Source organism: Ornithinimicrobium carbonis, from assembly GCF_977012275.1.
Genome location: NZ_OZ348993.1, coordinates 1305956 through 1332940 on the forward strand (window position 1 = coordinate 1305956; position 26985 = coordinate 1332940).

The 26985-nt window shown below is 73.6% G+C and carries 21 protein-coding genes; 13 read left to right on the forward strand and 8 right to left on the reverse strand.

Annotated elements, in window-relative coordinates; translation table 11 throughout:
* Positions 1 to 17: 17 nt before the first annotated feature.
* On the reverse strand, positions 18 to 3338 hold the full coding sequence (locus ACWHYA_RS05895; RefSeq protein ID WP_425942376.1) for an efflux RND transporter permease subunit: 3321 nt from the start codon (positions 3336 to 3338) through the stop codon (positions 18 to 20).
* A gap of 129 nt (positions 3339 to 3467) precedes the next feature.
* On the opposite strand from ACWHYA_RS05895, the gene ACWHYA_RS05900 reads away from it, so the two are divergent.
* From ACWHYA_RS05900 to ACWHYA_RS05910, 3 genes are all read left to right on the forward strand, one after another.
* Positions 3468 to 3983, forward strand: coding sequence for a MarR family winged helix-turn-helix transcriptional regulator (locus ACWHYA_RS05900; RefSeq protein ID WP_425942374.1), 516 nt, complete (start codon positions 3468 to 3470; stop codon positions 3981 to 3983).
* 174 nt (positions 3984 to 4157) lie between these two features.
* Positions 4158 to 5531: a choice-of-anchor B family protein gene (locus tag ACWHYA_RS05905; protein WP_425942372.1), complete on the forward strand. Its 1374-nt coding sequence runs from the start codon at positions 4158 to 4160 to the stop codon at positions 5529 to 5531.
* A 90-nt stretch (positions 5532 to 5621) separates the two neighbouring features.
* Positions 5622 to 7703 carry an elongation factor G gene (locus ACWHYA_RS05910; RefSeq protein WP_425942370.1) on the forward strand — a complete coding sequence of 694 codons (2082 nt, stop codon included), beginning with the start codon at positions 5622 to 5624 and terminating at the stop codon, positions 7701 to 7703.
* Positions 7704 to 7971: 268 nt separating this feature from the next.
* Here ACWHYA_RS05910 and ACWHYA_RS05915 read toward each other — a convergent pair whose 3' ends face one another.
* The 5 genes from ACWHYA_RS05915 to ACWHYA_RS05935 are packed head-to-tail and all read right to left on the reverse strand — an operon-like array spanning position 7972 to position 13581.
* Positions 7972 to 8217 (reverse strand): hypothetical protein, encoded by a 246-nt coding sequence (locus tag ACWHYA_RS05915; RefSeq protein ID WP_425942368.1) that lies wholly within the window; start codon positions 8215 to 8217, stop codon positions 7972 to 7974.
* Positions 8218 to 8248: 31 nt separating this feature from the next.
* The gene (locus tag ACWHYA_RS05920; protein WP_425942366.1) at positions 8249 to 8467 is read right to left on the reverse strand and encodes a hypothetical protein; all 219 of its coding nucleotides are present in this window, start codon (positions 8465 to 8467) and stop codon (positions 8249 to 8251) included.
* Positions 8464 to 10548 (reverse strand): M3 family metallopeptidase, encoded by a 2085-nt coding sequence (locus tag ACWHYA_RS05925; RefSeq protein ID WP_425942364.1) that lies wholly within the window; start codon positions 10546 to 10548, stop codon positions 8464 to 8466. Before ACWHYA_RS05925 ends, ACWHYA_RS05920 begins: the two co-directional genes overlap by 4 nt.
* Positions 10549 to 10574: 26 nt before the next feature.
* A complete protein-coding gene (locus ACWHYA_RS05930) occupies positions 10575 to 12146 on the reverse strand; it encodes a serine hydrolase domain-containing protein (RefSeq protein WP_425942362.1) in 1572 nt (523 codons plus the stop codon).
* A gap of 10 nt (positions 12147 to 12156) precedes the next feature.
* Positions 12157 to 13581 carry a lipase maturation factor family protein gene (locus tag ACWHYA_RS05935; RefSeq protein ID WP_425942360.1) on the reverse strand — a complete coding sequence of 475 codons (1425 nt, stop codon included), beginning with the start codon at positions 13579 to 13581 and terminating at the stop codon, positions 12157 to 12159.
* 55 nt (positions 13582 to 13636) lie between these two features.
* Between ACWHYA_RS05935 and ACWHYA_RS05940 the strand changes: the two genes are divergently transcribed.
* The 6 genes from ACWHYA_RS05940 (at position 13637) to ptsP (ending at position 21452) form a co-directional block, all read left to right on the forward strand.
* A complete protein-coding gene (locus ACWHYA_RS05940; protein WP_425942358.1) occupies positions 13637 to 15178 on the forward strand; it encodes a S10 family peptidase in 1542 nt (513 codons plus the stop codon).
* A gap of 126 nt (positions 15179 to 15304) precedes the next feature.
* Positions 15305 to 16072: a DeoR/GlpR family DNA-binding transcription regulator gene (locus ACWHYA_RS05945; RefSeq protein WP_425942356.1), complete on the forward strand. Its 768-nt coding sequence runs from the start codon at positions 15305 to 15307 to the stop codon at positions 16070 to 16072.
* Positions 16069 to 17016: a 1-phosphofructokinase gene (gene pfkB, locus ACWHYA_RS05950; protein WP_425942355.1), complete on the forward strand. Its 948-nt coding sequence runs from the start codon at positions 16069 to 16071 to the stop codon at positions 17014 to 17016. The genes ACWHYA_RS05945 and pfkB overlap by 4 nt, the downstream gene beginning before the upstream one ends.
* 42 nt (positions 17017 to 17058) lie before the next feature.
* Complete coding sequence (locus ACWHYA_RS05955) at positions 17059 to 19230, forward strand: PTS fructose transporter subunit IIABC (protein WP_425942353.1); 2172 nt, start codon at positions 17059 to 17061, stop codon at positions 19228 to 19230.
* 212 nt (positions 19231 to 19442) lie between these two features.
* Positions 19443 to 19712: an HPr family phosphocarrier protein gene (locus tag ACWHYA_RS05960; RefSeq protein WP_425942351.1), complete on the forward strand. Its 270-nt coding sequence runs from the start codon at positions 19443 to 19445 to the stop codon at positions 19710 to 19712.
* Between the two features lie 6 nt (positions 19713 to 19718).
* A complete protein-coding gene (gene ptsP / locus ACWHYA_RS05965; RefSeq protein WP_425942349.1) occupies positions 19719 to 21452 on the forward strand; it encodes a phosphoenolpyruvate--protein phosphotransferase in 1734 nt (577 codons plus the stop codon).
* A gap of 54 nt (positions 21453 to 21506) precedes the next feature.
* Here the strand turns inward: ptsP and ACWHYA_RS05970 are convergent, their stop codons facing one another.
* Entirely contained in the window at positions 21507 to 22643 is a 1137-nt protein-coding gene (locus ACWHYA_RS05970; protein WP_425942347.1) for a DMT family transporter, read from the reverse strand.
* A gap of 83 nt (positions 22644 to 22726) precedes the next feature.
* Between ACWHYA_RS05970 and ACWHYA_RS05975 the strand changes: the two genes are divergently transcribed.
* From ACWHYA_RS05975 to ACWHYA_RS05985, 3 genes are read left to right on the forward strand one after another with little or no spacing between them, the layout of a single operon-like run.
* On the forward strand, positions 22727 to 23275 hold the full coding sequence (locus ACWHYA_RS05975) for a CGNR zinc finger domain-containing protein (RefSeq protein WP_425942345.1): 549 nt from the start codon (positions 22727 to 22729) through the stop codon (positions 23273 to 23275).
* Positions 23272 to 24444, forward strand: coding sequence for a trans-sulfuration enzyme family protein (locus tag ACWHYA_RS05980; RefSeq protein WP_425942343.1), 1173 nt, complete (start codon positions 23272 to 23274; stop codon positions 24442 to 24444). The genes ACWHYA_RS05975 and ACWHYA_RS05980 overlap by 4 nt, the downstream gene beginning before the upstream one ends.
* A gap of 12 nt (positions 24445 to 24456) precedes the next feature.
* Positions 24457 to 24834: a YciI family protein gene (locus tag ACWHYA_RS05985; RefSeq protein WP_425942341.1), complete on the forward strand. Its 378-nt coding sequence runs from the start codon at positions 24457 to 24459 to the stop codon at positions 24832 to 24834.
* Positions 24835 to 24840: 6 nt separating this feature from the next.
* Here ACWHYA_RS05985 and ACWHYA_RS05990 read toward each other — a convergent pair whose 3' ends face one another.
* Positions 24841 to 25764 carry a carbamate kinase gene (locus ACWHYA_RS05990; RefSeq protein WP_425942339.1) on the reverse strand — a complete coding sequence of 308 codons (924 nt, stop codon included), beginning with the start codon at positions 25762 to 25764 and terminating at the stop codon, positions 24841 to 24843.
* 157 nt (positions 25765 to 25921) lie between these two features.
* Between ACWHYA_RS05990 and ACWHYA_RS05995 the strand changes: the two genes are divergently transcribed.
* Positions 25922 to 26860, forward strand: coding sequence for a DsbA family protein (locus ACWHYA_RS05995; RefSeq protein WP_425942337.1), 939 nt, complete (start codon positions 25922 to 25924; stop codon positions 26858 to 26860).
* The last annotated feature ends 125 nt before the right edge of the window (positions 26861 to 26985 follow it).

Genomic DNA, 26985 nt, shown 5'->3' on the forward strand with positions numbered 1-26985 from the left:
TGCCGTGACCGGCCCCCTCAGGCCTGCCGCGGGTCCCGCGACTGCCGGGCTCCGCCGATCCGGGCGGCGCCCCGCTCGACCAGCTCGTAGAGCACGGGCACGAGGATCAGCGTCAGCAGCGTGGAGCTGATCAGGCCGCCGATCACCACCAGCGCCAGCGGCTGGGACAGGAAGGCCCCGCCCCCGGTGACCGCCAGCGCCAGCGGGGTGAGCGCCAGGATCGTCGCGGCGGCGGTCATGACGATCGGCCGCAGGCGGTGCCGGGCCCCCTCCACGACGGCCTGGTGGCGGTCCATCCCCCGGTCGCGGTACTGGTTGACCAGGTCGATGAGCACGATGGCGTTGGTGACCACGATCCCGATGAGCATGAGCAGCCCGATCAGCGAGGCCACGTCCAGCGGGAACCCGGTGACGAGCAGCAGGGCGATCGACCCGGTCGCCGCGAACGGTACCGACACGAGCAGGATCAGCGGCTGCACCAGCGAGTTGAACGTGGCCACCATGACCAGGTAGACGATCGCGATCGCGGCGAGCAGCGCCAGGCCCAGCGACCGGAACGCCGAGGCCTGCTCGGCGCTCACGCCGCCGACCTCGACCTGGACGCCCTCCGGCAGGTCCAGCCCCTCCAGCGCGGTGGTCAGCCGGGCGCTCGTGGCGCCCAGGTCGTCACCGGTCGGCCGGCCCTCGACCGTCGCCGCCCGCAGCCCGTCGATCCGGGTGATGGACACCGCCTCCTCGACGGTCTCCAGCGCGGCGACGTCCCCGAGCACCACCGCCTCGCCGTCGGTGTCGGTCGCGACCTCGAGCGCGGCGAGCGCCTCGACGTCCGGAGCCTGACCCTGTCGCAGGAGCACGTCGATCTGCTGGGCGTCCAGCTCGACCCGGCCCACCCGCGCCCCGTCGGTGGCCGCCTGGACGACCTGCCCCAGCTGGGACTCGACCACCCCGACCTCGGCCGCGGCCGCCCGGTCCACCTCCACCCGCAGGGCGGGCACGGTGTCGGTGAGGTTGTTCGTCACGTCGGTGGCGCCCACGTCACCCATGACCTCGGTGACCTGGCCGGCGGCGGCCCGCAGGTCGTCCTCGTCCTGGGCCTGGACGACGACCTCCAGGTTGGAGGTGCCCATCTGCTGGCCGGCGGCGGCGACGAGCGAGGCTCCCTCGGGCAGGTCCTCCTCGAACCGGGCGGCCATCGTCGCCCCGAAGGCCTCACCCTCGACCCCCTCGGCCAGGGTCAGCGCGAAGGTGGCGGTGTTGGCCCCGCTGCCCAGGAAGACCGCCTCGATCCCGCCCGGGCTGCCCGCGACGACCTGGTATGACTCCACCTCCTCCTGCTCGGCCAGCCACTGCTCCACGCGCGCGGCCTCCTCGTCGGTCTGGTCCAGCTGGGTGCCGGTCGGCAGCGTGAGCGTGGCCTGCAGGGTGTTCTCCCCGGAGCTGCCGATGAAGTCGGTCTTGAGCTGGGTGGCGGTGTAGGCGGTGCCGGCCAGCAGCAGCCCGGCCAGGCCGAGGGTCAGCCACGGCCGTGCCAGGGCGGTGCGCAGCACCGGCAGGTAGGCCCGCTGCAGCACGTCGGGGGAGTCGTCGGCGTCGGTGTCGTCGGCGTCGCCGACCCGCTCGCGCCCGCCGTGCCGGCCCCGGCCGCCCAGGAACCAGAAGCCCAGGACCGGGACGATCGTCAGGGCCACCAGGAGCGAGGCGAGCATGGCCAGTGCCACGGTCACCGCGAAGGGCCGGAAGAGCTCGCCGACCTGTCCGGTGACGAAGCCCAGCGGCAGGAACACCGCCACGGTGGCCACCGTGGCGGAGGTGATCGCGCCGGCGACCTCGCGGGTGGCCTCCACGACGGCGGTGCGCCGCTCGTCGCCCCGGGAGATGTGGCGCTTGATGTTCTCGACGACCACGATCGAGTCGTCCACCACCCGGCCCACGGAGATGGTCAGCGCCCCCAGCGTCAGGATGTTGAGGCTGTAGCCCAGCGCCTGGAGCCCGATGAGCGCCAGCAGCAGCGACAGCGGGATCGACACCGCGGTGACCAGCGTCAGGCGGACCGAGAGCAGGAAGACGAGCACGACGAGGACGGCGAAGCCCAGGCCCAGCAGGCCCTCGGTCGCCAGGTCCTCGATCGACTTCTCGATGAAGGGCGCACCGTCGAAGACGGTGATCAGCTCCCCGCCGTCGAGCGCCGTGCCCACCTCCTCCTCGAGGTCGGCCAGGGCGCGCGAGACGTCCACGGCGTTGCCGTCCGGGGTCTTGGTGATCGCCAGACCCACGCTCGGCTCCCCGTTCGTGCGCGTGTATGCCGTCGCCTCCCGCGACTCCAGCGTCACCTCAGCGACGTCCCCGAGGGTGGGGACCTCCACCTCCTCGGCGTCGTCGGCGGCGGCCCGGGCCTGCTCGGCGCCTGCGCCGGCCTGCTCCGCGGCGGCCGCCGCGGCGGCGGCCTGCTGGGCCAGGGCCGGGTCGGTGGGGTCTGCCTGCGCGGCGGCCGCGGCCTCCTCGGCCGCGGTGCCCGCCTCCTCGGCCGCGCTCTCGGCCTCGGCGGCGGCAGCCTCCTGCTGGGCGGCGGCCTGCCGGGCGCCGGCGGTCTGCTGGGTCAGCAGCGGCAGGGCCGCGATGTGCTCGACCGAGGTCAGCCGGGAGCCGACCTGGACGGGCAGCTCGCGCTCACCGTCCAGGACCGTGCCCCCGGGGAGCACCACGCCGTTGGCCTGGAGCAGCTGGGCCACCGCGGCCACGTCGGCACCGACCTCGACCGCCTCCTCCTCGTCGAGGTCGATCGTGACGACCCGGTCGGCGACGCCGGAGAGGGTGACCGCGCGGACGCCGTCGATGTCCTCGATCTCCGGGAGGACCAGGCGCTCGAGGCGGTCGACGAGGTCCTGGGGGTCGCTGTCCTGCCCGCCGACGGCGGCCAGCTGGATGATGGGGAAGTCGTCGAGGTTCCCCGCGAAGATCTGCGGCTCGGCGCCCTCCGGCAGTCCGGTCGAGGCGGCCAGCACCGTCCGCTGGAGGGAGGTCTGGGCGGCACCCAGGTCGGTGCCGTAGTCCAGCTCGACGACCACGGAGGAGAAGCCGTCGGTGCTCGTCGAGGTGACCTCCACGACGTTCTGCAGGCCCTGCGCCACGACCTCGAGCGGTTCGGTGACCTGCTCCTCGACGACCGAGCTGCCCGAACCGGGCACGGCGGTCGTGATCGCCAGCACCGGGAACTGCAGGGAGGGGAAGAGCTCGCGGGGGAGCGTCGCCGTCGACCACAGGCCGGCCAGCACGGCGAAGAGGGTGGTCAGCGCGATGAGGGCCCGGTTGCGGACGCTGAACAGCGTGAGGCGTGACATAGGATGCCAAGCCTACGGCCAACGGTTAGCCTCCCCCTAAACGTTGGACAGAGGTCTCAGTCCCCCCGTCCACCGCCCGTCCAGCGCCCGGCGACCCGCCAGGCCCCGCCCCGCAGGAGGTGCTCCGGCATGACAACAGCCAGGGCCCAGAGCCCGGCGTCCCCGGTGGCGACCTCGGAGGAGCGACGACTCCTGTGCGAGCGGATCGCCGCCGCCGAGGTCGAGCTGCACGCCGTCGCCATGCGGTGGGTCGACCCGGTGGCCACCTCCGCCGACCTCACCCTGCGCCAGCTGCAGGTCCTCGCCCTGCTGCGCGCCCTGCCCGGTGCCACCGGGCAGCAGCTGGCCGAGTCGGTGGGCGTGTCCACCCCCACGATGAGCGGCATCGTCGACCGGATCGCCTCCAAGGGCTGGCTCGAGCGCGAGCACGACCCCCAGGACCGCCGCCGGGTGCTGCTGCGCCTCACCACGTCGGCCGAGGCGGTGCTGGCCGAGCTGGAGGTGCCCGTCCACCGGATGAGGTCGCTCATCCTCGACCGGTTGGACGAGAGCGACCTTCGCGACCTCGCCCGCCTCACCGACCGCATGCGTGACGCCGCGCGGGAGGTCGAGGTCGAGCGGTCCGGTGACACGGCGAGCGCCTGACGAGGGCCGCTCGGGCGTGGGGCCCCGGCGTCGCACAGGTGCCGCGGGCAAGACGGGTGCGCCCGGGCGGTAAGGCCGCGGTCAAGGTTGCGTTCGGATCTGGTCAAGCTGCTCCTGCGGGCGTGACCCGCGCCATACCGTCGTCCTCCTCACCCCCTCCCGGAAGGAACGACGATGACGATGCACCGGAACGGACGCGCGGCCCTCGCCCTGGCGGCGGTCGGCACCCTCACCCTCGGCCTGGCGGCGGGCACGGCGACCGCCCACCCCGACCACGACGGCTCCGGCAAGGAGTCCGGCTTCGACCGGGTGGTCGAGGACGTCAGCCCGGGCGGGGTCCCCATGGAGCGGATGACCGACGTGCGCTGCGAGGACCAGATGGCCGGCATCTTCCCCTGCCACAAGGTCGACCTGTCCTCCTTCCTGCCGCTCACCGAGATGGGGTCCGTCTGGGCCAACGACGTCTGGGGGTGGACCGACCCCGAGACCGGGCGCGACTACGCGCTCGTCGGCCTCTTCGAGGGCACCGGCTTCGTCGACGTCACCGTGGCGAACGATCCGGTGTGGCTGGGCCTGCTGCCGTCGCACACCTCGGTCGGCAGCGGCGGGGTCTGGCGGGACGTCAAGGTCCACGCCGACCACGCCTACGTCGTGTCCGAGAACAGCGGCCACGGCATGCAGGTCTTCGACCTGACCCGGCTGCGCGGCGTCGATGAGGCCCGGACGTGGGACGACGACGGCTGGCTCGGCGGGTTCGGGCAGGCGCACAACCTGGCGATCAACGAGGACTCGGCGACGGCGTACGTGGTGGGGGCGACCCGCGGGGTCACCGTGGCGGGTTGTAAGGATGTGAACGGTGGGCCGATCGCGATCGACCTGTCCGACCCGGCAGCCCCGGAGGTCGCCGGATGCTTCGGGGACGACGGCTACACGCACGACATCCAGTGCGTCGACTACCAGGGGCCCGACGCGGAGCATGTCGGCCGGGAGGTGTGCGTGGCCTCCAACGAGGACACCGTGACCGTGCTCGACGCCACCGACCCCGCGGGCATCGAGCTGATCGCCCGCATCCCCTACGAGACGTCCGCCTACACCCACCAGGGCTGGTTCACCGAGGACCAGCGCTACTTCCTGCTGGGGGACGAGCTGGACGAGGCCTTCGGCACGGTGGCTGAGACGACCACCTACATCTTCGACATGCACGACCTCGACGACCCCCAGCTGACCGGGACAGCTTCGAGCGGGCTGTCGTCGATCGACCACAACATCTTCATCAAGGACGACCTGGCCTTCGAGTCCAACTACACCTCCGGCCTGCGCATCTTCGACACCTACAAGCTGGACCAGGGCCGGATGAAGGAGGCCGGCTGGTTCGACGTCTACCCGGCCGACGACGACACCTCCTTCGCCGGAACCTGGAGCAACTACCCCTGGTTCGACGACGGCAAGGTGGTCGTGACCGGCACCGAAGAAGGCCTGTTCGTGCTGGAGTCCCGGGTGAAGAGCTCCAAGCCCGCCAAGGGTCCGCGCGCCACCGGAGGTCGCTGAGCGGCGTCGTCGACGACCCTGCGGCAGGGGTCCCGGGAGGGCGCCGCACCCCTCGTGCCACCCTCCCGGGCCCCGGCGTAGGTTGGCCCCATGAACCGCACCGGCGCCCGTTCCTTCACGCCTCCCGCCTCTCCGGCTCACTTGCGCAACGTGGTCCTGGTCGGACCGCAGGGGACCGGGAAGAGCGCCCTGCTGGAGCAGCTGACGACCGGTCAGCTGGGCCACGTCAAGGAGGCCGAGGAGGCCTCGACCGTGCTCGGTGTCGCGAGCACCGTGCACGAGGCCACCGGCACCGTGATCACCGTCGTCGACACGCCCGGTCGTCCCGACTTCGTGGGTGACGTGCGGGCGGGCCTGCGCGCGGCGGACGCCGTCGTCTTCGTCGTGGCCGCCGGCAGCGGGATCGACGAGGCCACCCGGATGCTGTGGCGGGAGTGCGAGGGTGCGCGCATCCCCCGGCTCGTCGCCGTTACCCAGCTCGAGCTGGCCCGGGCCGACTACGACCAGGTGGTCGCGGAGTGCCGCCGCCTGCTGGGGGACGCTGTCCCGCTGGCCCTGCCGGTGCTCGAGGGGCAGGAGCTGTCCGGGATCGTCGACCTGCTGGACCAGGTCCGGGTGGACGCCGGGGGAGCCAGCCGCGAGCTCACCGAGGACGAGGCCGCCGAGGTGGCGGAGCGCCGGGCCACCCTCATCGAGTCGGTCATCGAGACCTCCGAGGACGAGACGCTGCTGGACCGCTACCTCTCCGGGGAGGAGCTGGACCTGGAGGGCCTGCGGACCGACCTGCGCGCGGCCGTGTCCACCGCCCGCTTCTTCCCGATCGTGCCGGTCAACCCGCCGACCGGCACCGGTGTGCCCTGGCTCCTCGACCTCGTCGTGGCCGCCTTCCCCTCGCCCGACCAGTCCTGGGTGCCGACGGTGACCACCCCCGACGCGCAGACGATCCTCGACGTTCCGGCCGACCCCGACGCACCGCTGGTGGCGCAGGTGGTCCGCACCATGACCGACCCCTACGTCGGCCGCCTCTCGCTGGTCCGCATCTTCGCCGGCACCCTGCGCTCCGGCGACCGGTTGCACGTCAGCGGCCACCTGGAGTGGGTGGTGGGCCACGAGGTCCCCGGCCACCCGGGCCACGACGAGGACGACGAGCGCGTCGGACAGATCAGCAGCCCGGTCCCCGGCGGCGCCGAGCCGCGGGACGCCGCGATCGCGGGCGAGCTGGTCCTGGTGAGCAAGCTGGCCTCGGCCGAGACCTCCGACACCCTCTCCTCGGGGGACCGTCCGGCGCTCGTCGAGCCGTGGCTGCTGCCCGACCCGCTCCTGCCCGTGGCCATCAAGGCGGTCAAGAGCAAGGACGAGGACAAGCTCGCCGGCGCCCTGCAGCGGCTGGTCAGCGAGGACCTCACCCTGCGCCTGGAGCACAACCCGGAGACGCACCAGGTGGTCCTGTGGACCCTGGGGCCGGCCCAGCAGGAGGAGGTGCTGCAGCTCCTCGCCGAACGGCACCACGTCGAGGTGGAGACCGAGCCGGTGCGGACCTCCCTGCGGGAGACCTTCGTCCGCCCGGTGCAGGTCCAGGGTCGCCTGGTCAAGCAGTCCGGCGGGCACGGGCAGTATGCCGTCGTCCAGCTGGAGATCGAGCCCCTGGAGCGGGGCGCGGGCTTCGAGTTCGTCGACAAGGTCGTCGGCGGGGCGGTCCCGCGCCAGTTCATCCCCTCGGTCGAGAAGGGCCTGCGCACCCAGCTCGCCGAGGGCGTGCTCGCCGGCTACCCCTGCGTCGACGTCCGGGTGCGCCTCGTCGACGGCAAGGCCCACTCCGTCGACTCCTCCGACATGGCCTTCCAGAACGCCGCCGGCACGGCGCTGCGGGAGGCGGCCAACAGCTCCACGGTCTCCCTCCTCGAACCGGTCGACCTGGTCGAGATCACCGTCGCCGACGAGTTCGTCGGTCCGGTGATGGCCGACCTTCGGGGCCGACGGGCCCAGGTCCAGGGCACCGAGCCGGCCGCGGTCGAGGGGCACATCGTGGTGCGGGCCGAGGTGCCCCAGCACGAGCTGGCCCGCTACCCGATCGACCTGCGCTCGGTCTCGCACGGCTCCGGCAGCTTCACCCGGGAGTTCGTCCGCTACGACTACATGCCCGCGTCGCTGGCCCGGGACATCACCGGCTGACCGACGGACGTCGGTGCCTCTTTCCCACCGGCGGGTGGACGCCGGTGCGTCCTCACCACGACGGGCGCCGGACGTTCTGCGCGCGGCATGCGAGTGCCGACCCTCGGTCGCCGGGAGCGCCGGGAGCGCCGGGAGTGCCGGGAGCGCCGGGTGAGGCGGAGGCAGCGAGGTCGGGTCGCAGCGACCACCATCGCCCTGCAAGCCGATGGTGGTCGCTGCGACCCGACCTCAGTGAAGAGCGACCCGCCCGGGGGTGAACCGGCGGCCGTCACATCCGCGGCAGCGTGGGGTCCCGGGGGAACGACCGGCGCACGCCCGCCTCGACCCGCTCCTGGCCGTAGGCGACCGAGCCGGCCCGGCTGCTCCAGAAGACGTAGCCCACGGCCACCGCCATGACCAGCACCAGACCGAGCGCCACGGGGAGCAGCGACCCGGTGGTGGCCCACCAGACCACGAGGGCGACGAGCGAGACGGCCCCCCCGGCCGCGAGCAGCTTCCTCGGTGACGCCTCCATGCCGGTCCTCCCTGCTCAGGTGCTGCCGACCCTAGCGGTGGGGGTCCTGCCCCGCCACCCCTCGGTCACCCGGCCCGGCCCCCCGGCGCCGGTGGCCCAGACCCCGCGTGCGGACGAGGACGTGCAGCGTGCCGGTAGTCACGACCGCACCGAAGAAGATCACGGACCACAGCCCGTCGTCGCTCACCCACCACACCAGGCCCAGCGCTGCGAGCGCGGCGTAGACGGTGACCAGCGACCGGAGGGTCACGCGGCGGGCTCCTCGTCCAGCCCGAGCCGCGCCAGCAGGTGGCGCAGGTCCGGCTCGGCCCCCCGGAAGCGCCGGTAGGTCTCCATCGCCTCGATCGACCCGCCCCGCCCGAGGAGCTCGCGGCGGAAACGCTCGCCGGCGGCGCGCGTCATACCTCCGGGCTCCTGCTCCGTTCCCTGCTGGGTGAACCAGGCCACGGTGTCGGCGTCCATGACCTCGGACCACAGGTAGGAGTAGTAGCCGGCTGCGTAGCCCCCGCCGAAGACGTGGTGGAAGTAGGCCGACCGGTAGCGCGGGGGCACCAACGGGAAGGCGACCCCGGCCCGCTCCAGCGCGGCGGCCTCGAACTCCTCCACACCCGACCCGTCGGCGGGCAGCTCCGCCAGCGGGGTCTGGTGCCACGCCTGGTCCAGCAGCATCGCCTTGAGCAGCTCCAGGGTGCGGTACGCCGTCTCCTGACGCTGGGCGACGAGTGCGTCCACCCACTCCTCGGGGAGGGTCTCGCCGGTGGCGTGGTGCACGGCGTAGCGCCGGATCAGCGAGGGCTGAAAGGCCCAGATCTCGTTGACCTGGGAGGGGAACTCGACGAAGTCGCGCGGGACCGAGGTGCCCGAGCGCGAGGGGTAGCGCACGTCGGAGAGCAGGCCGTGCAGGTCGTGGCCGAACTCGTGGAAGAGCGTGATGACGTTGTCCCAGGTCATCAGGCTCGGCGAACCCGGAGCGGGCGGCGGGACGTTGCAGGTGTTGGTGACCAGCGGCTGGTCGCCGAGCAGGTGGCTCTGGTCCACGATCGAGGTCATCCAGGCGCCGCCCTTCTTGGTCGGCCGCGTGTAGGGGTCGATCACGACGGCGCCCAGCGTGCTGCCGTCCTCCTGACGCACCTCGAAGACGCGCGCCTGGTCGGTGTAGCCGACGAGCTCGGGCCGCTCGGCGAAGGTGATGCCGTAGAGCGCGGTCGCGGCGGCGAAGACGCCTTCGTGCAGGACCCGCTCGAACTCCAGGTAGGGGCGCAGCTTCTCCGGGTCGAGGGCGGACTCGGCGGCCTCCCGGGCGGCGAGGAACTGCCAGTCCCAGGGCTCCAGCTGCGCCTCCGGCTCGAGGGTGTGCAGTCGCTCGCGCAGGGCGTCGGCCTCCCGCTCCGCCAGCGGGACGACCCCGGTGGCGAGGCGGGCGAGGATCTCGTTGACCGCGTCGGTGCCCCCCGCGCAGCTGGTCTCGTGGACGTAGGCCGCGTGGTGGGGGTAGCCGAGCAGGGTGGCCCGCTCGGCGCGCAGCCGGGCGATCCGCACGAGCACGTCGCGGGTGTCGTGGTCGGCCTGCGCGCCCCGGCCGAGCCCCCGCTCCACCGAGGCGCGGAAGACCTCCTCGCGCAGCCCGCGGTCCTCCATCGCGTCGAGCAGCGGCTGCCCGGTCGTGTTGACGATCGGCACCACCCAGCCCTCCAGGCCACGGTCCTGGGCGGCCTCGCGCAGCCCGGCCCGCTCGTCCTCGCCCAGGCCGGCCAGCCGGGCCTCGTCGGTCACGTGGACGGCGGCGGCGTTGCGGCCCTCGACGAGGATCTGGTCGAACCGCGTGGTCAGCCCGGCCAGGTCGGCGTTGAGCTCGCGCAGGCGGGCCTGGTCGTCCGACCCGAGGGTGATGCCGCCGCGCTCGTAGGCGCGCAGGGACTCGGTGAGCCAGAACCGGTCCTGCTCGTCGGCCTCGACCTCGCCGGCGTCGATGCGGTCGCGCAGGCCGGTGAGCCGGGCGTAGAGGGCGGCGTCCATGAGGATGGCGTCCTGGTGGGCGGCCAGCCGCGGGGAGAACTCGGCCATGATCGCGTCCCGCTCGGGGGTGGTGTCGGCCGACCGGGCGACCCAGAACGCCGAGAGCGTGCGGTCCAGGGTGGCGCCGCTGCGCTCCCAGGCGTGCACGACGTTCTCCAGGGTGGGCGGCTCGGTGTCCTCGGCGACCGCCCGAAGGGCGGCCAGCTGCTCGGTCATCCCGACCTCGAGCGCCTCGCGCACGTGGTCCTCGGTCATCGTGGCGTAGTCGGGCAGCTGGAAGGGCAGGGTCGAGGGAGCGAGGAGCGGGTTGGTCATGGTGCCCATCCCAGCACAGGGGTTCCTCAGCGCCCCGCCGAGGGCACGGGGTGCGCGTCGTCGGTGCCGCGCCGACGGAGGCGACCTGCCGCGACGCCGACCAGCACGGCCAGGGTCGCCAGGGCCAGCAGCAGCACGAGGGCGATCGAGACCGCCAGGTCGGGGGCGTGCAGCCACCACTGCGTGTCCAGCAGCCCCGCCTCGAGCCGGGCGGGAACCACCTCCAGGGCCAGCAGCGACGCGACCGCGGTCAGCAGGCCTGCGACCACCACGGTCGCCCGACCGGTCCTCCCGGAGGAGCGACCCGGACGGACGGAGCGCGTGCGGACGAGCCACACCAGGCTCCCGGTCTGTGCGAGCGGGAGCAGGACCATGAGGACGGGCGTGGCCGCCAGGAGCAGGTCCTGGTCCCGCTCCGGAGCCGGAGTGCCGACCAGGGTGTGCAGCAGCTCCTCCCACAGGCGCGGCTGCAGGGTCTGGTGCGTGCCCCGGCCGGTGTTCGCCAGCACCACGACCCCGAGACCGTGGTCCGGCACCATCGCGATCGTGCTCATCGACCGGGTGGTGTCGCCGTGGTGCTCCAGCACCGTCGGCAGCTGCGCCTCGTCCCGGGCCTCGGGGTCCTCCGCGAGCTCCCAGAACGGGAGCATGAACCAGCCGCTGCCGTAGTCGACCTGGTCGACCACCTCCCCCAGCGGTTCCCGGGCGGCGGCCAGGACCGCCTCGTCCAGGCCGCTCCCGCCGTCGAGGTGGGCCTGCAGCAGCCGCGTCAGGTCGCGTGCCGTGGAGGTGACGAAGCCCGAGGGGGCCGCACCCGGCGGCAGCGGGCCAGGCACCTCGACGTTCCAGCGCCGCAGCACCGTGTAGTGGCCGGCGGCCAGGCCACGCTCCCGCGCCAGGTCGAGGTCGGTCGTGGTGGCCTCCAGCCCCAGCGGGGCGGCCACGAGCTCCTGCAGCGCGCTCTCGAAGCTCTGGCCGGTCACGCGTTCGACGACGGCCCCGAGCAGGTCGTAGTTGGCGTTGGAGTACTCGAAGCGCTCGCCCGGTCCCGCGGCCGGGGTCACCTCCGCCAGGCGTCCCACCTCCTCCTGGATCGAGCCGGGCACCTCGCCCAGGCCCCACTGCCCCAGCCCGTCCTCCTCCGTCAGCCCGGAGCGGTGGGCGAGCAGGTGCCGGACGGTGACCCCCGACCAGGCACCGCCGCCCAGCTCGGGCAGCACGGTCCGCACCGGGGTGTCGAGGGCCAGGCGGCCGTCGGCGACCAGCTGCTGCACCGCAAGTCCGGTGAACTGCTTGGAGGTCGACCCCAGCACGAAGGGTGTGTCCGGAGTGACCGGCGGTCCGCCCGGCGCGGCCTCACCGTAGGTCGCCTCGAGGTACACCTCGCCGTCGAGCAGGACCGTGACCGCGAGGCCGGGCAGGTGCAGCTCCCGGTGCTGCTCCTGCAGGAAGGCGTCCAGCTCCGCGGGCGAGGCCCAGGCCGGGAACGGCGTGGTTCCGGCAGAGGAGGCGGCCGGCACCGCGACCAGGGCCAGCAGCAGGACGGCGACGAGGGCGTGCCGGACCCGGCCGACGTGCTCGACCAGCCGGTGCGCCACGATCTGCTCCTCAGCCTCGCGCCACCGGTGGAAGGAACTCGCCGACGAGCTCTCGGTGCCAGCAGTTCCCGGTCGCGCGGAGCTCCGTCCACGTGGTGTACCGATAACGGTAGAGCACCGCCCTGACCGCCCCTGGGGGTCGACCGCCGAACGGGTCGTGCGCGAGCAGCCGCAGCGTCGGCGGGTCGGCCTCGAGCAGCCGCCGCTGCAGCCGGGGCAGCCACGGGTGGGCGTAGCGGCGGGACAGGGCGGCGAACCACATCAGCCAGTCCAACCGCAGGTGGTAGGGCGCGTACTGCCGCGGCCAGCGCCCCGGGAGGCCGGGCTTGCCCCGGAACCCGTACTCGCGCCATACCCCGTCCTCTGACAGGCCTTCGAGCACGATCTCGTGGCGCACCTTCGTCACGCTGCCGAACGCGCCGTAGGTGTTGACCAGCCGCAGCGGCTCGAACGAGGCGTTCATCGCCTGCCCCGGCGAGAGCAGGTTGACCACCGGCCGCCAGCTGAGCACCGCCACCAGGACGGTGAGCAGGACCACCGCGACCACCCAGGGGTATAACGTCGCGCCGCCCTGCGTGGGCACGAGCCAGTCCTGCACGGGGCCGGGGAGGAGCCAAGTCCAGAAGGCGTCCGGCAGGACGGACGCCGCCAGCACGACCGCCAGCCAGTTCAGCCAGGCGAAGTTGCCGCTGGCCACCAGCCACAGCTGGGTGACCAGCATGATCCCGGCGGCCCACCCCGCGACCGGCTGCGGCAGGAACAGCCCGAACGGCACGACGAGCTGGGTGACGTGGTTGGCGGCGACCTCGACCTTGTGCAGCGGGCCGGGCAGGTGGTGGAAGAACCAGGACAGCGGCCCGGGCATCGGCTGGGTCTCGTGGTGGTGGTGCAGGCAGGTCAGGTCGCGCCAGCAGGGGTCGCCGCGCAGCTTGATCAGCCCGGCGCCGAGCTCGAGCCGGAAGAGCAGCCAGCGCAGCAGGAGCAGCACGAGCAGCGGCGGCGCGACGGCCGCGTTGCCCAGGAAGATGGCCAGGAAGCCGACCTCGCACAGCAGGGTCTCCCACCCGAAGGAGTACCAGAGCTGGCCGACGTTGACGATCGAGAGGTAGAGCGCCCACAGCAGCGCCCACACCGCCATGGAGGCGGGCAGCGGCAGCCGTGCCGTTCCCCCGACGATGGTGAGCAGGGCCAGTGCCGCGCCCGCCCAGCAGACCGCGAGGAAGAAGCGGTCCGACCACCACCGGTGGAAGATGCTCGGGGCCTGCCGGAAGCCCACCCGCCGCAGGAAGGTCGGCACCGGCGTCAGCCCGCGCGTCCCCAGCAGGGCCGGCCCCTGCCGGGCCGCCGCGACGAACGCGACCAGGTAGAGCGCGGCCAGCCCGTGCAGGAGCACCGCGCGCCCCAGCCATCCGTCGTCGGCGACGAACCACTCCATCCCTCGACGGTATGCCTGCCGCGCGCCCACGTCACGCCTCGTACAGTCGGTGCCCATGAGCGATGACGCCACGACCCCGACCGTCGACGGGACGACCGAGGACACCACCAAGGACGCCGGCAAGGACGCCGGCAAGGACCCGGAGCCGCGCGACCTGCTGGTCGAGACCCACCACACCCTGGTCACCGACGACGGCGAGCTGGCCTACACCGCCCGGACCGGGCGGATCGTGCTGCGCGAGGAGGAGGTCAAGGACGACGTCTTCCAGGGGTGGACGCCGCGCGCCGAGCTGGCGGTCACGGCATACACCCTCGACCTGCCCGAGGGCGCCGACCGCAACGACCGGCCGGTGACCTTCGTCTTCAACGGCGGCCCCGGGTCCAGCTCGGTCTGGCTGCACCTGGGCGTGCTCGGGCCGAGGATCGTCGACGCCGGTGAGGTGGACGCCCCGACCCCGCCGCCGTACGCGCTGGTGGACAACCCGCAGACCCCGCTGCGCGCCACGGACCTGGTCTTCATCGACCCGATGTCGACCGGCCAGTCGCGCGCTGTCAAGGGCGGCAAGGCCAAGGACTACCACGGCTTCGGCAAGGACGTGGAGCAGGTCGCCGAGCTGATCCGGCTGTGGTGCACCCGCGAGGACCGGTGGATGAGCCCCAAGCTCCTCTGCGGCGAGTCCTACGGCACCACCCGGGCCGTCGCGGTCGCCGAGCACCTGTTCAGCCGGTTCGGGATGCAGCTCAACGGGCTGGTGCTGATCTCCAGCGTGCTCGACTTCGCCGCGCAGGACTTCCGCTACCTGCGCCACGACGAGGCCTGCCTCTCCTACCTGCCGACGTACGCGGCGGTCGCGCACTTCCACGGCCGGCACCCCGGCCGGTCGCTGGGCGAGGTGGTCGCCGAGGCGCAGGAGCTCTCCGCCGGCCACTACCGCTGGGCTCTGGCGCGCGGCAACCGGCTCACCGAGGAGGAGCGGTCCTCGGTGGCCGCCGACCTCGCCCGGCTGACCGGCCTGTCGCAGGACTACCTGCTCCGGTGCGACCTGCGTCCGGAGCACTGGCGCTTCTGCACCGAGCTGCTGCGGGAGGAAGGCCGCACGGTCGGCCGGATCGACGGGCGCATCACCGGGGTGCTGCACTCGGGCATCGCCGAGAACATGGACGCCGACCCCTCGATCGACGCCATCATGGGCCCCTACGCCGCCGCGATCCACCACTACCTGCGGGGCGAGCTGGAGTCCGAGCTCGACCTGCCCTACGCGGTCTTCTCCGACGCCATCGAGCACTGGTCCTACAAGGAGTTCGAGGGCCGCCCGATCACCGTCACCGACAAGCTGGAGCGGGTGATGAGGGCCAACCCGCACCTGCGCGTGCGGATCGAGTACGGCTACTACGACCTGGCCACGCCCTTCGGTGCGGCCCAGGACACGGTCGCCCACCTCCGGCTGCCGGACCAGGCGCTGGACCGCATCGAGCACGCCTGGTTCGAGACCGGACACATGCCCTACGTCGGCGCGGCCACCCGGGTGAAGGAGGCCGAGGGGATCACCGACTTCGTCCGGCGGGCCAGCGGGGTGGGCGAAGAACCACAAAAATAAATGTGGTTTTGCTCTTGACCGTGTGGATTTGTGTGGGGCACACTCGGAGGTAGCCGGTGACTCCCCGTCGCCGGACCCACCGTCCCGGACGATCCGGGGCGGGCCGACGAGGAGGTCGCAGGTCCCATGTACGCGCAGGAGAGGCAGCAGCACATCGCCCAGCTGGCCCGCGCCCAGGGTCGGGTCGAGGTCCTGGCGCTGGCCCAGGAGCTGGGGGTCACCACCGAGACGGTGCGGCGCGACCTGACGGCGCTGGAGCGTCGTGGGTCGGTGCGCCGGGTGCACGGAGGGGCCCTGCCCTCCGACCGGTTGGAGCTGGAGCCGACGGTGCAGGCCAGGCAGTCGCACCTGGCTGCGGAGAAGCGCCGGATCGCGGCGAGGGCGCTGGACGAGCTGCCCTCCGACGGGACGGTCCTGCTCGACACCGGGACGACCACGGGGGCGCTGGCCGAGCTGCTTCCGACCTCCACCCGCCTGACCGTGCTCACCAACTCCTTCGCCCACGCGGGTGTCCTGGGCCAGCTGCCCCAGGTCGACGTGCTCCTGCTCGGCGGCCGGGTCCGTCGGCTCACCGGCGCCGCCGTCGGACCCTGGGCCCGGGCCGCGCTGCAGGACGTCTGCGTCGACGTCGCCTTCCTCGGGGCCAACGGGGTCACCCCCGAGCGGGGGTTCACCACGCCCGACCAGGCGGAGGCCGAGGTGAAGGCCGCCATGGTCGCGGCGGCCCGCCGGGTCGTCGTGCTGGCCGACGCCAGCAAGGTCGGCGAGGTCCACCTGCACCGGTTCGCCGAGCTCGGACAGGTGGACCTGCTCGTCACCGACACCACCCTCGACGACGAGCACGCCCAGGAGCTGCGCGCCGCCGACGACGCCCCGGAGGTCGCCCGCGCATGATCGTCACCCTCACCCCCAACCCGAGCATCGACCGCTCGATCAGCGTGCCGGACCTGCAGCGCGGGGAGGTCAACCGCGCCACCGACAGCCGGATCGACCCCGGCGGCAAGGGCATCAACGTCTCCCGTGCCCTCAGGGCGCAGGGGTCACCCACCGTGGCGGTCCTCCCCTCCGGCGGCCCGGAGGGCCACCTCATGGAGGAGCTGCTCACCGCCGCGGACGTGCCGCACGCCCCGGTTCCGGTCGCCGGCACCCTGCGCATGAACGTCGCGCTCCTGGAGCCGGGCGGCACCACGACCAAGGTCAACGAGCCCGGCCCGGTCCTCGGGCCGGACGACGTCGAGGCGCTCCTGGCCACCGCCCTCCCCCTCATCGAGGGCCCTCGCGGATGGCTCGTCGGCTGCGGCAGCCTGCCCCCGGGCGCCCCGGAGGACTTCTTCGCCCAGCTGGTCCGGCGCGGTCACGAGGCGGGCGCGCTCGTGGCCGTCGACACCTCCGGTGCCCCGCTGCACCCGGCCGTGGCCGCGGGCCCGGACCTCATCAAGCCCAACCTCGAGGAGCTCGAGGAGCTGGTCGGCCACGCGCTGCCCACCCTCGGGGACGTGCGCGACGCCGCGCGCGGCCTCGTGGACGGGGGCGTCGGCACGGTCGTCGTCTCCCTCGGAGGCGACGGCGCCCTGCTCGTCGACGCCACCACCGTCGTGCACGCCGCGGCCCCGGTCCTCGCGCCGCTGTCCACGGTCGGCGCCGGCGACTGCCTGCTGGCCGGCTGTCTCGACGCGCTCAGCCGGGGCCTGTCCGCCGCCGACGTCGTCGGCGCCGGCGTGCGCTGGGGCAGCGCGGCCGTCGCACTTCCCGGCAGCGCCGTCCCCACCCCCGCCGACCTGGCAGGCGTCCAGGCCGTCCTCACCCCCGACCCGGACCTCACCCGCACCCTCAGCTGACGGCATACCCCCCTGCCGCAACACCCGAAGGAGAACCTCCCGATGTCACTCATCACCACCGACCAGGTCGTCCTCGACCTCGTCGCCCCCGATCGCCATGCGGCGACCCGGACCCTGGGCGAGACGCTCGTCCGCTCGGGCCGGTGCACCGACCTGGAGCAGTTCCTGGCCGACGTGCGCAGCCGCGAGGAGACGATGGCCACCGGTCTGCCCGGCGGCATCGGCATCCCGCACGCGCGCAGCGCCGCGATCACCGAGCCGTCGCTGGTCTTCGGCCGTGCGGACGAGGGCATCGACTGGGGTGCCAAGGACGGCCCCGCCGACCTCGTGTTCCTCATCGCCGCGCCCGAGGGCGGTGGCGAGGCGCACATGCAGGTGCTGCCCAAGCTGGCCCGTGCGCTGATGAAGAAGGAGTTCCGGGCCGCCCTCAAGGCGGCCACCACCCGCGAGGAGGTCGTGCGCATCGTCGGCGACGAGGTCGCCCTCGACCCGGCACCCGCCGCGGAGCCCGCCGACAGCGGCACCACCACGGTCGACCGGCCCGCCGAGGGCGGCACCACCACCGGTGCGACGACCCCTGCGGCCGCAGCGGCGTCCACCTCCATTCCGGCTGGCGCGTCGAGCACCTCGTCGACCACCTCCTCGTCGATGACCGAGCCGTCGTCCGCGCCCGAGCAGGCCACCCGTCCGCTGCGCCTGGTCGCCGTCACCTCCTGCCCCACCGGGATCGCGCACACCTACATGGCCGCCGAGGCCCTGGAGCGTGCGGCGCGGGACGCCGGTCACGAGATCACCGTGGAGACCCAGGGGTCGGCCGGCTCGACCCCCATCCCGCAGGCGCAGATCGACCAGGCCGACGCCGTGATCTTCGCCCACGACCTCGAGGTCAAGGACAAGGGCCGGTTCGCCGGCAAGCCCACCGTCGACGTCGGCGTCAAGGCCGCCATCTCCGACGGTCCGGGTCTGGTGTCCCGGGCCGAGCGCCTGTCGCAGGAGTGGAGCAGCGACCCGGCGCGCGCCGAGCAGGCGGCCGCCGCCGTCGCCGCCCGGCCCTCCGGCGCCGACGAGGAGCGCAAGGTCGGGACCGGCACCAAGATCCGCCAGTGGCTGATGACCGGTGTCTCCTACATGATCCCGTTCGTCGCGGCCGGTGGCATCCTCATCGCCCTGGGCTTCATGCTCGCCCAGCTCGCCGTCGGCGAGCAGGGCGCGATCGAGGTGACCCAGTACAACCTCACCGCCGACGACGACACCAACATCGGCACCAGCTTCAGCCCGTTCAGCCTCATGTCCTGGGCGGCCCTGCTCTTCGTCATCGGCGGGGCGGCGTTCGGCTTCCTCGTCCCGATCCTGTCCGGTTTCATCGCGTTCGGCATCGCCGACCGACCCGGCCTGGTGCCGGGCATCGTCGCCGGCGCCGTCGCGGTCCAGATGGACGCAGGCTTCCTCGGCGGGATCGCCACCGGCTTCCTCGCCGGCTTCATCGCCCGCTGGATCTCCAGCTGGAAGGTGCACAAGGGCGTCCGGGGCGTCATGCCGGTCGTCGTCACCCCGCTCCTGTCGACCCTCCTCACCGCCGGCATCTTCATCACCATCCTCGGCCGCCCGATCGCGGCCATGATGAACGGCCTCGACAGCTGGCTCGAGGGTCTGGCCGGCGGCAGCGCCATCGTCCTGGGCCTCATCCTCGGCGCGATGATGGGCTTCGACCTCGGCGGGCCGGTCAACAAGGTGGCCTACTTCTTCGCCACGGCGGGCCTGGCCGGGGTGGGGGCCGCCACCGACGCCCCCCAGCTGACCATCATGGCCGCGGTCATGGCGGCCGGCATGGTCGCCCCGCTGGCCTGCGCACTGGCCACCGCGGTCCGTCCGGGCCTGTTCACCGAGCCCGAGCGGGAGAACGGCAAGGCTGCCTGGCTGCTGGGCGCCTCGTTCATCTCCGAGGGTGCCATCCCGTTCGCCGCGGCCGACCCCGTGCGCATCATGGCGTCCTCCCTCGTCGGCTCGGCCGTCACCGGTGGTCTGGCGATGGCCTTCGGGTCCACCCTGCGGGCCCCGCACGGTGGCATCTGGGTGCTGCCCCTGATCGGCAACTTCCTGGGCTTCCTGGTCGCCCTCGCCGCCGGCGTCGCGGTGACCGCCACGCTCATCGTCCTGCTCAAGAGCCGCGACCGCAGCCGCGAGGCGGTGCAGAGCGTGACCGCCACCGCCTGAGACACGGCCGTGCCCGCCCGGGCCTCCGCGGCCCGGGCGGGCACGGCACACCCTTAAGACCCGTACCGCTCGCCCCCTCCACGACCGGAGCGCCGGCCGCGGCACGACCGCACGACCTGCACGACCGCACCCGCACGACCGCACGACCCGCACGACCGCACGACCCGCACGACCCGCACCTAGGATCGACCGAACCCACCAAGGAGACCCTCATGGCTCAGCGCACCGTCACCATCGCCAGCTCCGTCGGGCTGCACGCCCGCCCCGCGGCCCTCTTCGTCGAGAAGGCGTCGGCCACCGGGCTGGACGTCGAGATCGCCCGTCCGGGCGAGGACCCGGTGGACGCCACGAGCATCCTCGGCGTCATGGCGCTGGGCGCCAAGCACGGCGAGGAGGTCGTGCTCACCGCCGAGGGCGAGGGGGCCGACGCCGCCCTCGACGGCCTCGTCGAGCTGCTCGCCACCGACCTCGACGCGGAGTGATCCACGATGGCTGACCCGAACGTCGCCGACGGACCCGCCGCCGCGCCGGCCTCCGGACCAGGCGCGGGAACCGTCCGGCGCGGCATCGGCGTCAGCCCGGGCACGGCGTCCGGGCCGGTGGTGCAGGTCGCCCCGCCCGTCCGGCCGCCGGCCGACGAGCCGCCGACGACCGACGCCGACGCCGCACTCGTGGAGGTCAAGCAGGCCTTCGAGGCGGTGGCCGCCGACCTGGAGGAGCGGGCCGCCCGGGCCGACGACACCGCCCAGCAGATCCTCAAGGCCACCGTCCTCATCGCGCGCGACCGCTCGTTGCACAAGGCGGTCGGCAAGCACCTGGCCAAGGGGGTCGGCCAGGCCGCCGCGGTCCACGCGGGCATCGAGGAGTTCGCGGCGCAGTTCGAGGCGCTCGGGGGATACTTCGCCGAACGGGTGACCGACCTGCGCGACGTCGGGTCGCGGGCCCTGGCCCAGGTGCTGGGCGTGCCCGCCCCGGGCGTGCCCGAGCTCACCGGTCCTTCCGTCGTGGTGGCGCACGACCTGGCGCCCGCCGAGACCGCGACGCTCGACCGGGCCATGGTGGTGGCCATCGTCACCGAGGCGGGTGGTCGCACCAGCCACACCGCGATCCTCGCCGCGCAGATGGGCATCCCCGCGGTCGTGCAGGTGCCCGGGGCCACCGAGCTCCCGGCCGGCACGCTGGTGGCCGTGGACGGCGACGCGGGCGAGGTCGTCGTCGACCCGAGCGAGGAGGTCGTCGCCGCCCTGCACCGTCGGCGCCAGCGGCTGACCGCAGCCCTGGCCGGCAGCGCCGGGCCAGGGGTCACCCGCGACGGTCACCACGTCGCGCTCCTCGCCAACATCGGCGGGGTCGCGGACGCGGTGGAGGCCGGAGCCCAGGATCTTGAGGGCGTGGGCCTGTTCCGCACCGAGTTCGTCTTCCTCTCCGCCGACACCGCTCCGACCCTGGCCGAGCAGACGGAGATCTACCGCCAGGTGTTCGCCCCCTTCGAGGGGCGGCGGGTGGTGGTGCGCACGCTCGACGCCGGTGCCGACAAGCCGCTGGCGTTCGCGGATTTGGGCCCGGAGGAGAACCCGGCCCTCGGCCGTCGCGGACTCCGCCTGTCGGCCGAGCGGCCCGACCTGCTCGACACCCAGCTGGAGGCGCTCGCGGTGGCCGCACGGGAGACCGGCGCCGACGTGCGCGTCATGGCCCCGATGGTCGCCACCGCCGAGGAGGCCGACTGGTTCGCCCGGCGCGTCCGGGAGAACGGTCTGCCCAAGGCAGGCGTGATGATCGAGGTCCCCGGGGCCGCCCTCCGGGCCGACCACGTGCTCGCCGACTGCGACTTCGGCAGCCTGGGTACCAACGACCTCGCGCAGTACACGATGGCCGCCGACCGCATGCAGGGTGAGCTGTCGGACCTGCTCGACCCATGGCAGCCGGCGGTTCTCTCCCTCATCGGGACGGCATGCCGGGGAGCCGCACGCGTCGGCAGGCCGATGGGGGTGTGCGGCGAGGCCGGTGGCGACCCGCTCCTGGCCCTGGTGCTCGTCGGCATGGGGGTCTCCAGCCTCTCGATGGCGCCGAGCAAGGTGCCCCTGGTCCGGCTGGCGCTGTCGCTGCACTCGCTGCCGGAGTGCCAGCACCTCGCCAGCATCGCCACCTCCGCGCGGACGGCGACGGACGCCCTCACCGCGGTGCGGGAGGCGGCCCGGCCGCAGCTGACCGAGCTGGTCTGAGCCGGCGACGAGGTCGTCGGGCAGGGTCGGCTACCGGGTCGGCCACCGGGTCGGCTACCGGGTCGGACGGTCTCCTGCCACGGCCGCGGAACGGTCAGCGTCCACGTCCGGGATCGGCTCCACCTCGAGGGGCTCGTGCTCCCCGTCGCGGTCACTGGGCTGCTCGTCCAGCTTGACCAGGACGACACCGGCGAGGATGAACAGGCCGCCGAGGAGCTGGACGACGGCGGGCAGCTCGCCGAGCAGCACCCAGGCCCACAGCACGGCGAACATCACTTCGGTGAGGCCGACGAAGGAAGCGACCTTGGCGCCCAGGGCGCGGGCCGCGACGACGCCGGTTAGGTAGGCGATCGCGGCGGCCACGAGGCCCAGCCAGAGCACCGGCACCCACCAGGTGACGGCATACCCGGAGACGGTGACGTCCACCGTGTCCCAGTGCATCGGGACCAGCCCGACCGCCCCGGCGAGCAGAAGCGTGGCGGCTCCGACGAGCAGACCCAGGCAGGCGAACGCCAGGGGCGGCAGGCCGGTGGCGTCGTCGGCACCGACGACGAAGAAGGCGGCCAGGCCGACGGCGGCGAACAGGCCCCACATGACGCCGATCCCGCTGAGCCGGGCGTCCCCCAGGACGTCGAGGACGAGGAGCAGGCCGAGCATCGCCACGCCGATCCCCACGACGGTCAGCGGACGGGGCCGCTGCCCGCGGACGAGCCACAGCCAACCGACGACGAGGATGGGGCCGAGGTACTCCAGCATGAGCGCGACGCCCACGGAGAGCCGCTCGACGGCCAGGAAGTAGAAGAGCTGGGCACCGGCGACCGCCAGGATGCCGAACGTCGTCACGTGCGCCCAGGTCACCGGACGGCGCAGCAGGTGCCAGTGGCCCCGCATGGACAGCGCCGCCGGGACCGCGAGGATCACCGCGCCCAGGACGATGCGGGCCGTCACGGCGGCGCCGGGCGACCAGCCCTGGACGAGCAGGCTCTTGGCGACCGCCCCCGAGCTGCCGAAGGTCAGGGCCGAGAAGACGGCGACGAGCAGGCCGAGGACGAGCAGGCGAAGAGGGGTGGGCGAGGCGGCCCGCCCCGGGGCGGGAGCGCTGGTCGGCGTCACCGTCGGGGCGTCGGCCGTCAGCGGGGTGGCCGGGGTGGCCGGGCCGGTGGGTGCGGCGTGCCGGTCGTGGATCGTCACGGGGAGGACCCCCTCTCATCTGTCATCATGGGTGTCAAGAAGTGATGACCATGACGATACGACTGGCTGCGTCAGGAGTCAAGATGCGTTTCACCCATGACACCGAGATCGCCCTGCAGAGCGCGGCCGCGCTGGTGAACACGATGGGTCCGCCCGACACCCTGACGACCGGGGACGAGCTCGAGGGCTTCGTGCGCGACCAGGGCTGGTCCGGGGCGCTGACCGGTGAGCCCGCGGAGCTGGAGGCCGTCCGGGCGCTGCGGCCCCGCCTGGCCCGGCTGTGGGAGCTGGACGAGGACGCGGTCGTGCCGCTGGTCAACACGCTCCTCGCGGACGCTCGCGCCCTCCCGCAGCTGGTCGACCACGACGACTGGGGGTGGCACCTGCACGCGGTCTCCGACGACGCCCCGATCTCGACCCGGATGGCGGTCGAGGCGGCGATGGCGATGGTCGACGTGGTCCGCGCCGGTGAGCTCGGCCGGCTGCGCACCTGCGAGGCCGACGGCTGCGAGGCGGTGCACGTCGACCTCTCGCGCAACCGCTCGCGACGCTTCTGCAGCACGGCGTGCGGCAACCGGATGGCCGCGGCGGCCTATCGTGAGCGCCAGGCCACCCAGGAGGATCCCGCATGAACGCGTTCGACAACGACAACGACAGCGGCAACGGCAACGACAGCGGCTACGACAACGGCAACGACCACGCCCACCGGTCCGGCGACCACGCCCGGCTCGCCTCCGCGACCCGCGCCGTCGCCCTGGGTCGCCCGCCGCGCGACCCCGGTGCTCCGGTCAACGTGCCGGTCACCTTCACCTCCACGTTCATCGCCGACGGCGCCGTCGACTACGCCAGGGTGTCCAACCCGACCTGGCAGGCGCTGGAGGAGGTGCTCGGCTCCCTCGAGGGCGGTCGGGCGCTGACCTTCGCCTCCGGGCTGGCCGCGATCTCGGCCGTCGTCTCCCTGGTCCCGGTGGGCGGTGTCGTCGTCGCCCCGCGGCACGCCTACAGCGGCACCACTGCGCAGCTGGCCGAGCGCGCGGGCGCCGGGGCGCTCACCGTCCGGACGGTCCAGGCCGAGGACACCGCCGGGATCGTCGACGCCTGCGAGGGTGCCGACCTGCTCATGCTGGAGTCCCCGACCAACCCGATGATGGAGCTCACCGACGTGCGCGGGGTGCTGCGGGGGCTCGGCCAGCGGTACGGCGACGCCCGCCCGGTCGTCGCCTGCGACAACACCTTCGCCACGCCGGTCGCCCAGCAGCCGCTGGGCTGGGGGGCGGACGTGGTCGTGCACTCGGCGACGAAGTACCTCGCCGGGCACTCCGACACCCTCCTCGGGGCCCTGGTCACCTCGCCGCGACGGGAGGACCTGGCCGAGCGGCTGCACACCCACCGTTCCCTGCACGGCGCGGTCCCCGGCCCGATGGAGGCCTGGCTCGTGCTGCGAGGGGTCCGGACGCTGCACGTGCGCCTGGAGCGGGCGAGCGCGACGGCCGAGCTGCTCGTCAGCCGGCTCCTGGACCACCCGACGGTGGAGGCGGTGCGCTACCCGGGGTTCGGGGCGATGGTCTCGATCGAGGTCGCCGGCGGCCCCGAGGCGGCGGAGCGGGTGTCCGCGGCGACCCGGCTGTGGACCCACTCCACGAGCCTCGGCGGGGTCGAGTCCCAGATCGAGCGCCGACGACGCCACCCGCTCGAGGTGACCAGCGTGCCCGACTCCCTCCTGCGGTTGTCGGTCGGCGTCGAGGACCCCGAGGACCTGTGGGCCGACCTCGAGCAGGCCCTGGAGGCGGCCGCGGGCTGAGCAGGTCTGCCCATGAGCCGCGTGACGGGGCTCGGCGCGGCGGCGAGCGCCCAGCGGGCCTACGATCGGCCCATGGCCATCTTCGCCGTCCACTACACCTACTCCGACGACACCGAGGCGCGCGACGAGCACCGCTCGGCGCACCGGGAGTTCCTCGGCGCCCTCGCCTCGGAGGGTGTCGTGCTGATCTCGGGCCCCTACGCCGAGGTCGACGAGGCCCCCGACGCCGCGCTCATCCTGCTCCGCGGCGACAGTGCCGCCGAGCTGGTCGAGCTGATGCGCGAGGACCCGTTCCAGCAGCAGGGCCTCGTCGAGCAGGTGGCCGTGCGCGAGTGGACCCCGGTGCTCGGCGCCTGGTTCGAGGGCCCGCTGGCCGACGACCTGCGGTGAGGGACGCTACCCCTCGGCGGTGACGAACGTCCCCGCCCGACCGTCCAGCAGCTCGCGGGCCTCCTCGAGGTTGCCGATCGCCGCGGCGACCCGATGCTGCTGCCCCCCGACCTCGACGAAACGGCATACCGCCTCGACCTTGGGACCCATCGACCCCGCGGGGAGGTCCAGCGCCCGCAGCCGCTCCGGCGTGGTCCGCCGGATCTCCCGCGCCTCGGCGGTTCCGAAGCCCTCCATGACGGCCGGCACGTCGGTGAGCACCAGGAGCCGGTCCGCCTTGAGCCGGTGCGCGAGGACCGCCGCGGACAGGTCCTTGTCGATGACCGCCTCCACGCCGCGCAGGTCCCCGGTCGCGGTGCGCACGACCGGCACGCCCCCGCCGCCGGCGCAGACGACGATGATCGACTCGTCGAGCAGGTGGTCGATGAGCTGGGTCTCGATGATCTCCCGCGGACGGGGCGAGGGGACGACGCGCCGCCAGTGCTCGCCGTCGCGGCGCACCTGCCAGCCGTTCCGCTCCGCCAGCACGCGTGCCGTCTCCTCGTCGTAGACCTCGCCCACGAACTTCGTCGGGTCTTCGAACGCGGGGTCGTCCGCGTCGACGAGCGTCTGGTTCAGCACGGCAGCGAGCTGGCGGTAGGGCCGCTCGTTGCCGATCGCCTGCAGGATCCAGTAGCCGATCAGCCCCTGCGTCATTGCCCCCAGCGCGTCGAAGGGGTACGGCTGCGTCAGCCGCGCGTCGTTGGCCGACTCGATCGCCAGGACGCCCACCTGCGGACCGTTGCCGTGGGTGATGACGACCTCGTGGTCGTCGGTCAGGGGTGCCAGCTCCTTCATCGCCCGCCGGATGTTCTCCACCTGCGCGTCGGCGTCCGGCACCTGGCCCCGCCGCAGCAGGGCGTTCCCCCCGAGGGCGACGACGATCCTCATGGGGGGAGTATGCCGTGCCGGCGCGGGGGTGCGGGAGGCGCGGGGTTTCGGCCGGCGCGGGGGTGCGGCCGTGGTGCGGCGCACGGTCGGGGTGCGAGGGGTGCGAGGGGTGCGGCCGGGTGCCGTCCCCCCGCGCGGGCTGTGCGACGCTGGGCCGGTGAGCAGCGCCGCCTCTTCTCCTCCTCCGGCCGACGACCGCCGGACCGCGTCCATCGCCTGGGCGGTCGCGGTCATCGTCGTCGCCCTGGTCAGCGCCTTCATCGCCTGGCTGGCGCTGAGCGACGGGGGCCGGGACGGTGATGCCGCCGGCAGCGCCCCCTCGGTGAGCGCGCCGGCGACGAGCGAAGACGCCACCGAGGACGCCGCCGGGAACGACGCCGAGGCTGACGACGGCGAGGGCACCGACGCCGCCGACACCGGAGGGGCCGCCGAGGGGTCGACGGACGGCTCCGGGGACGGGTCGGCCGACGCGACCGGCGACGCTGGTGACGACGCTGCGGCCACCGGCCCCTCGCCGGAGGTCGCCGAGCTGATGATGAGCCTGCAGCGGCGGGACGCCGACGACCCGCTCGCCGTCGGTGACGTGGACGCGCCGGTCGTCATGATCGAGTACGCCGACTACCGCTGCCCCTTCTGCGCCCGGTTCGCCCTCGAGACGCTGCCCGAGCTGCAGGACCTGGTGGACGACGGGACGCTGCGCATCGAGTTCCGTGACTTCGTCATCTTCGGCGATGAGTCCCACGCGGTCGCCGTCGCCGCCCGGGCCGCCGCGGAGCAGGGGCCCGAGCACGGGCTGGCCTACCAGGAGGCGGCCTTCGCGCGCTCGACCGCCGGCCAGGCCACGCTCACCGAGGACGACCTGGTCGCCATCGCCGAGGAGGTCGGCGTCCCCGACGTCGACGCCTTCACGGAATCCCTCGACGACCCCCAGCTCGCCGCCGCCGTGGACGCCGACACGGCCGAGGCCCGGTCGCTGGGGCTCAGCTCGACCCCGACCTTCCTGGTCAACACCGCCGTCGTCCAGGGTGCCGAGACGGCCGAGCACTTCCGCGGCGTCGTCTCCGAGCAGCTGGAGAAGGCCGCCACCGAAGGCTGAGCCCCGTGGCCGCCCACCCCCGGGATGGTCATCGTCTCCCACGTCGGTCGTCGTACGCCCACCGCTGGGCATCGGTCATCGCCCCCCACGTTGGTCGTCACCCGCCCAGCGTCGGGCATCGGTCA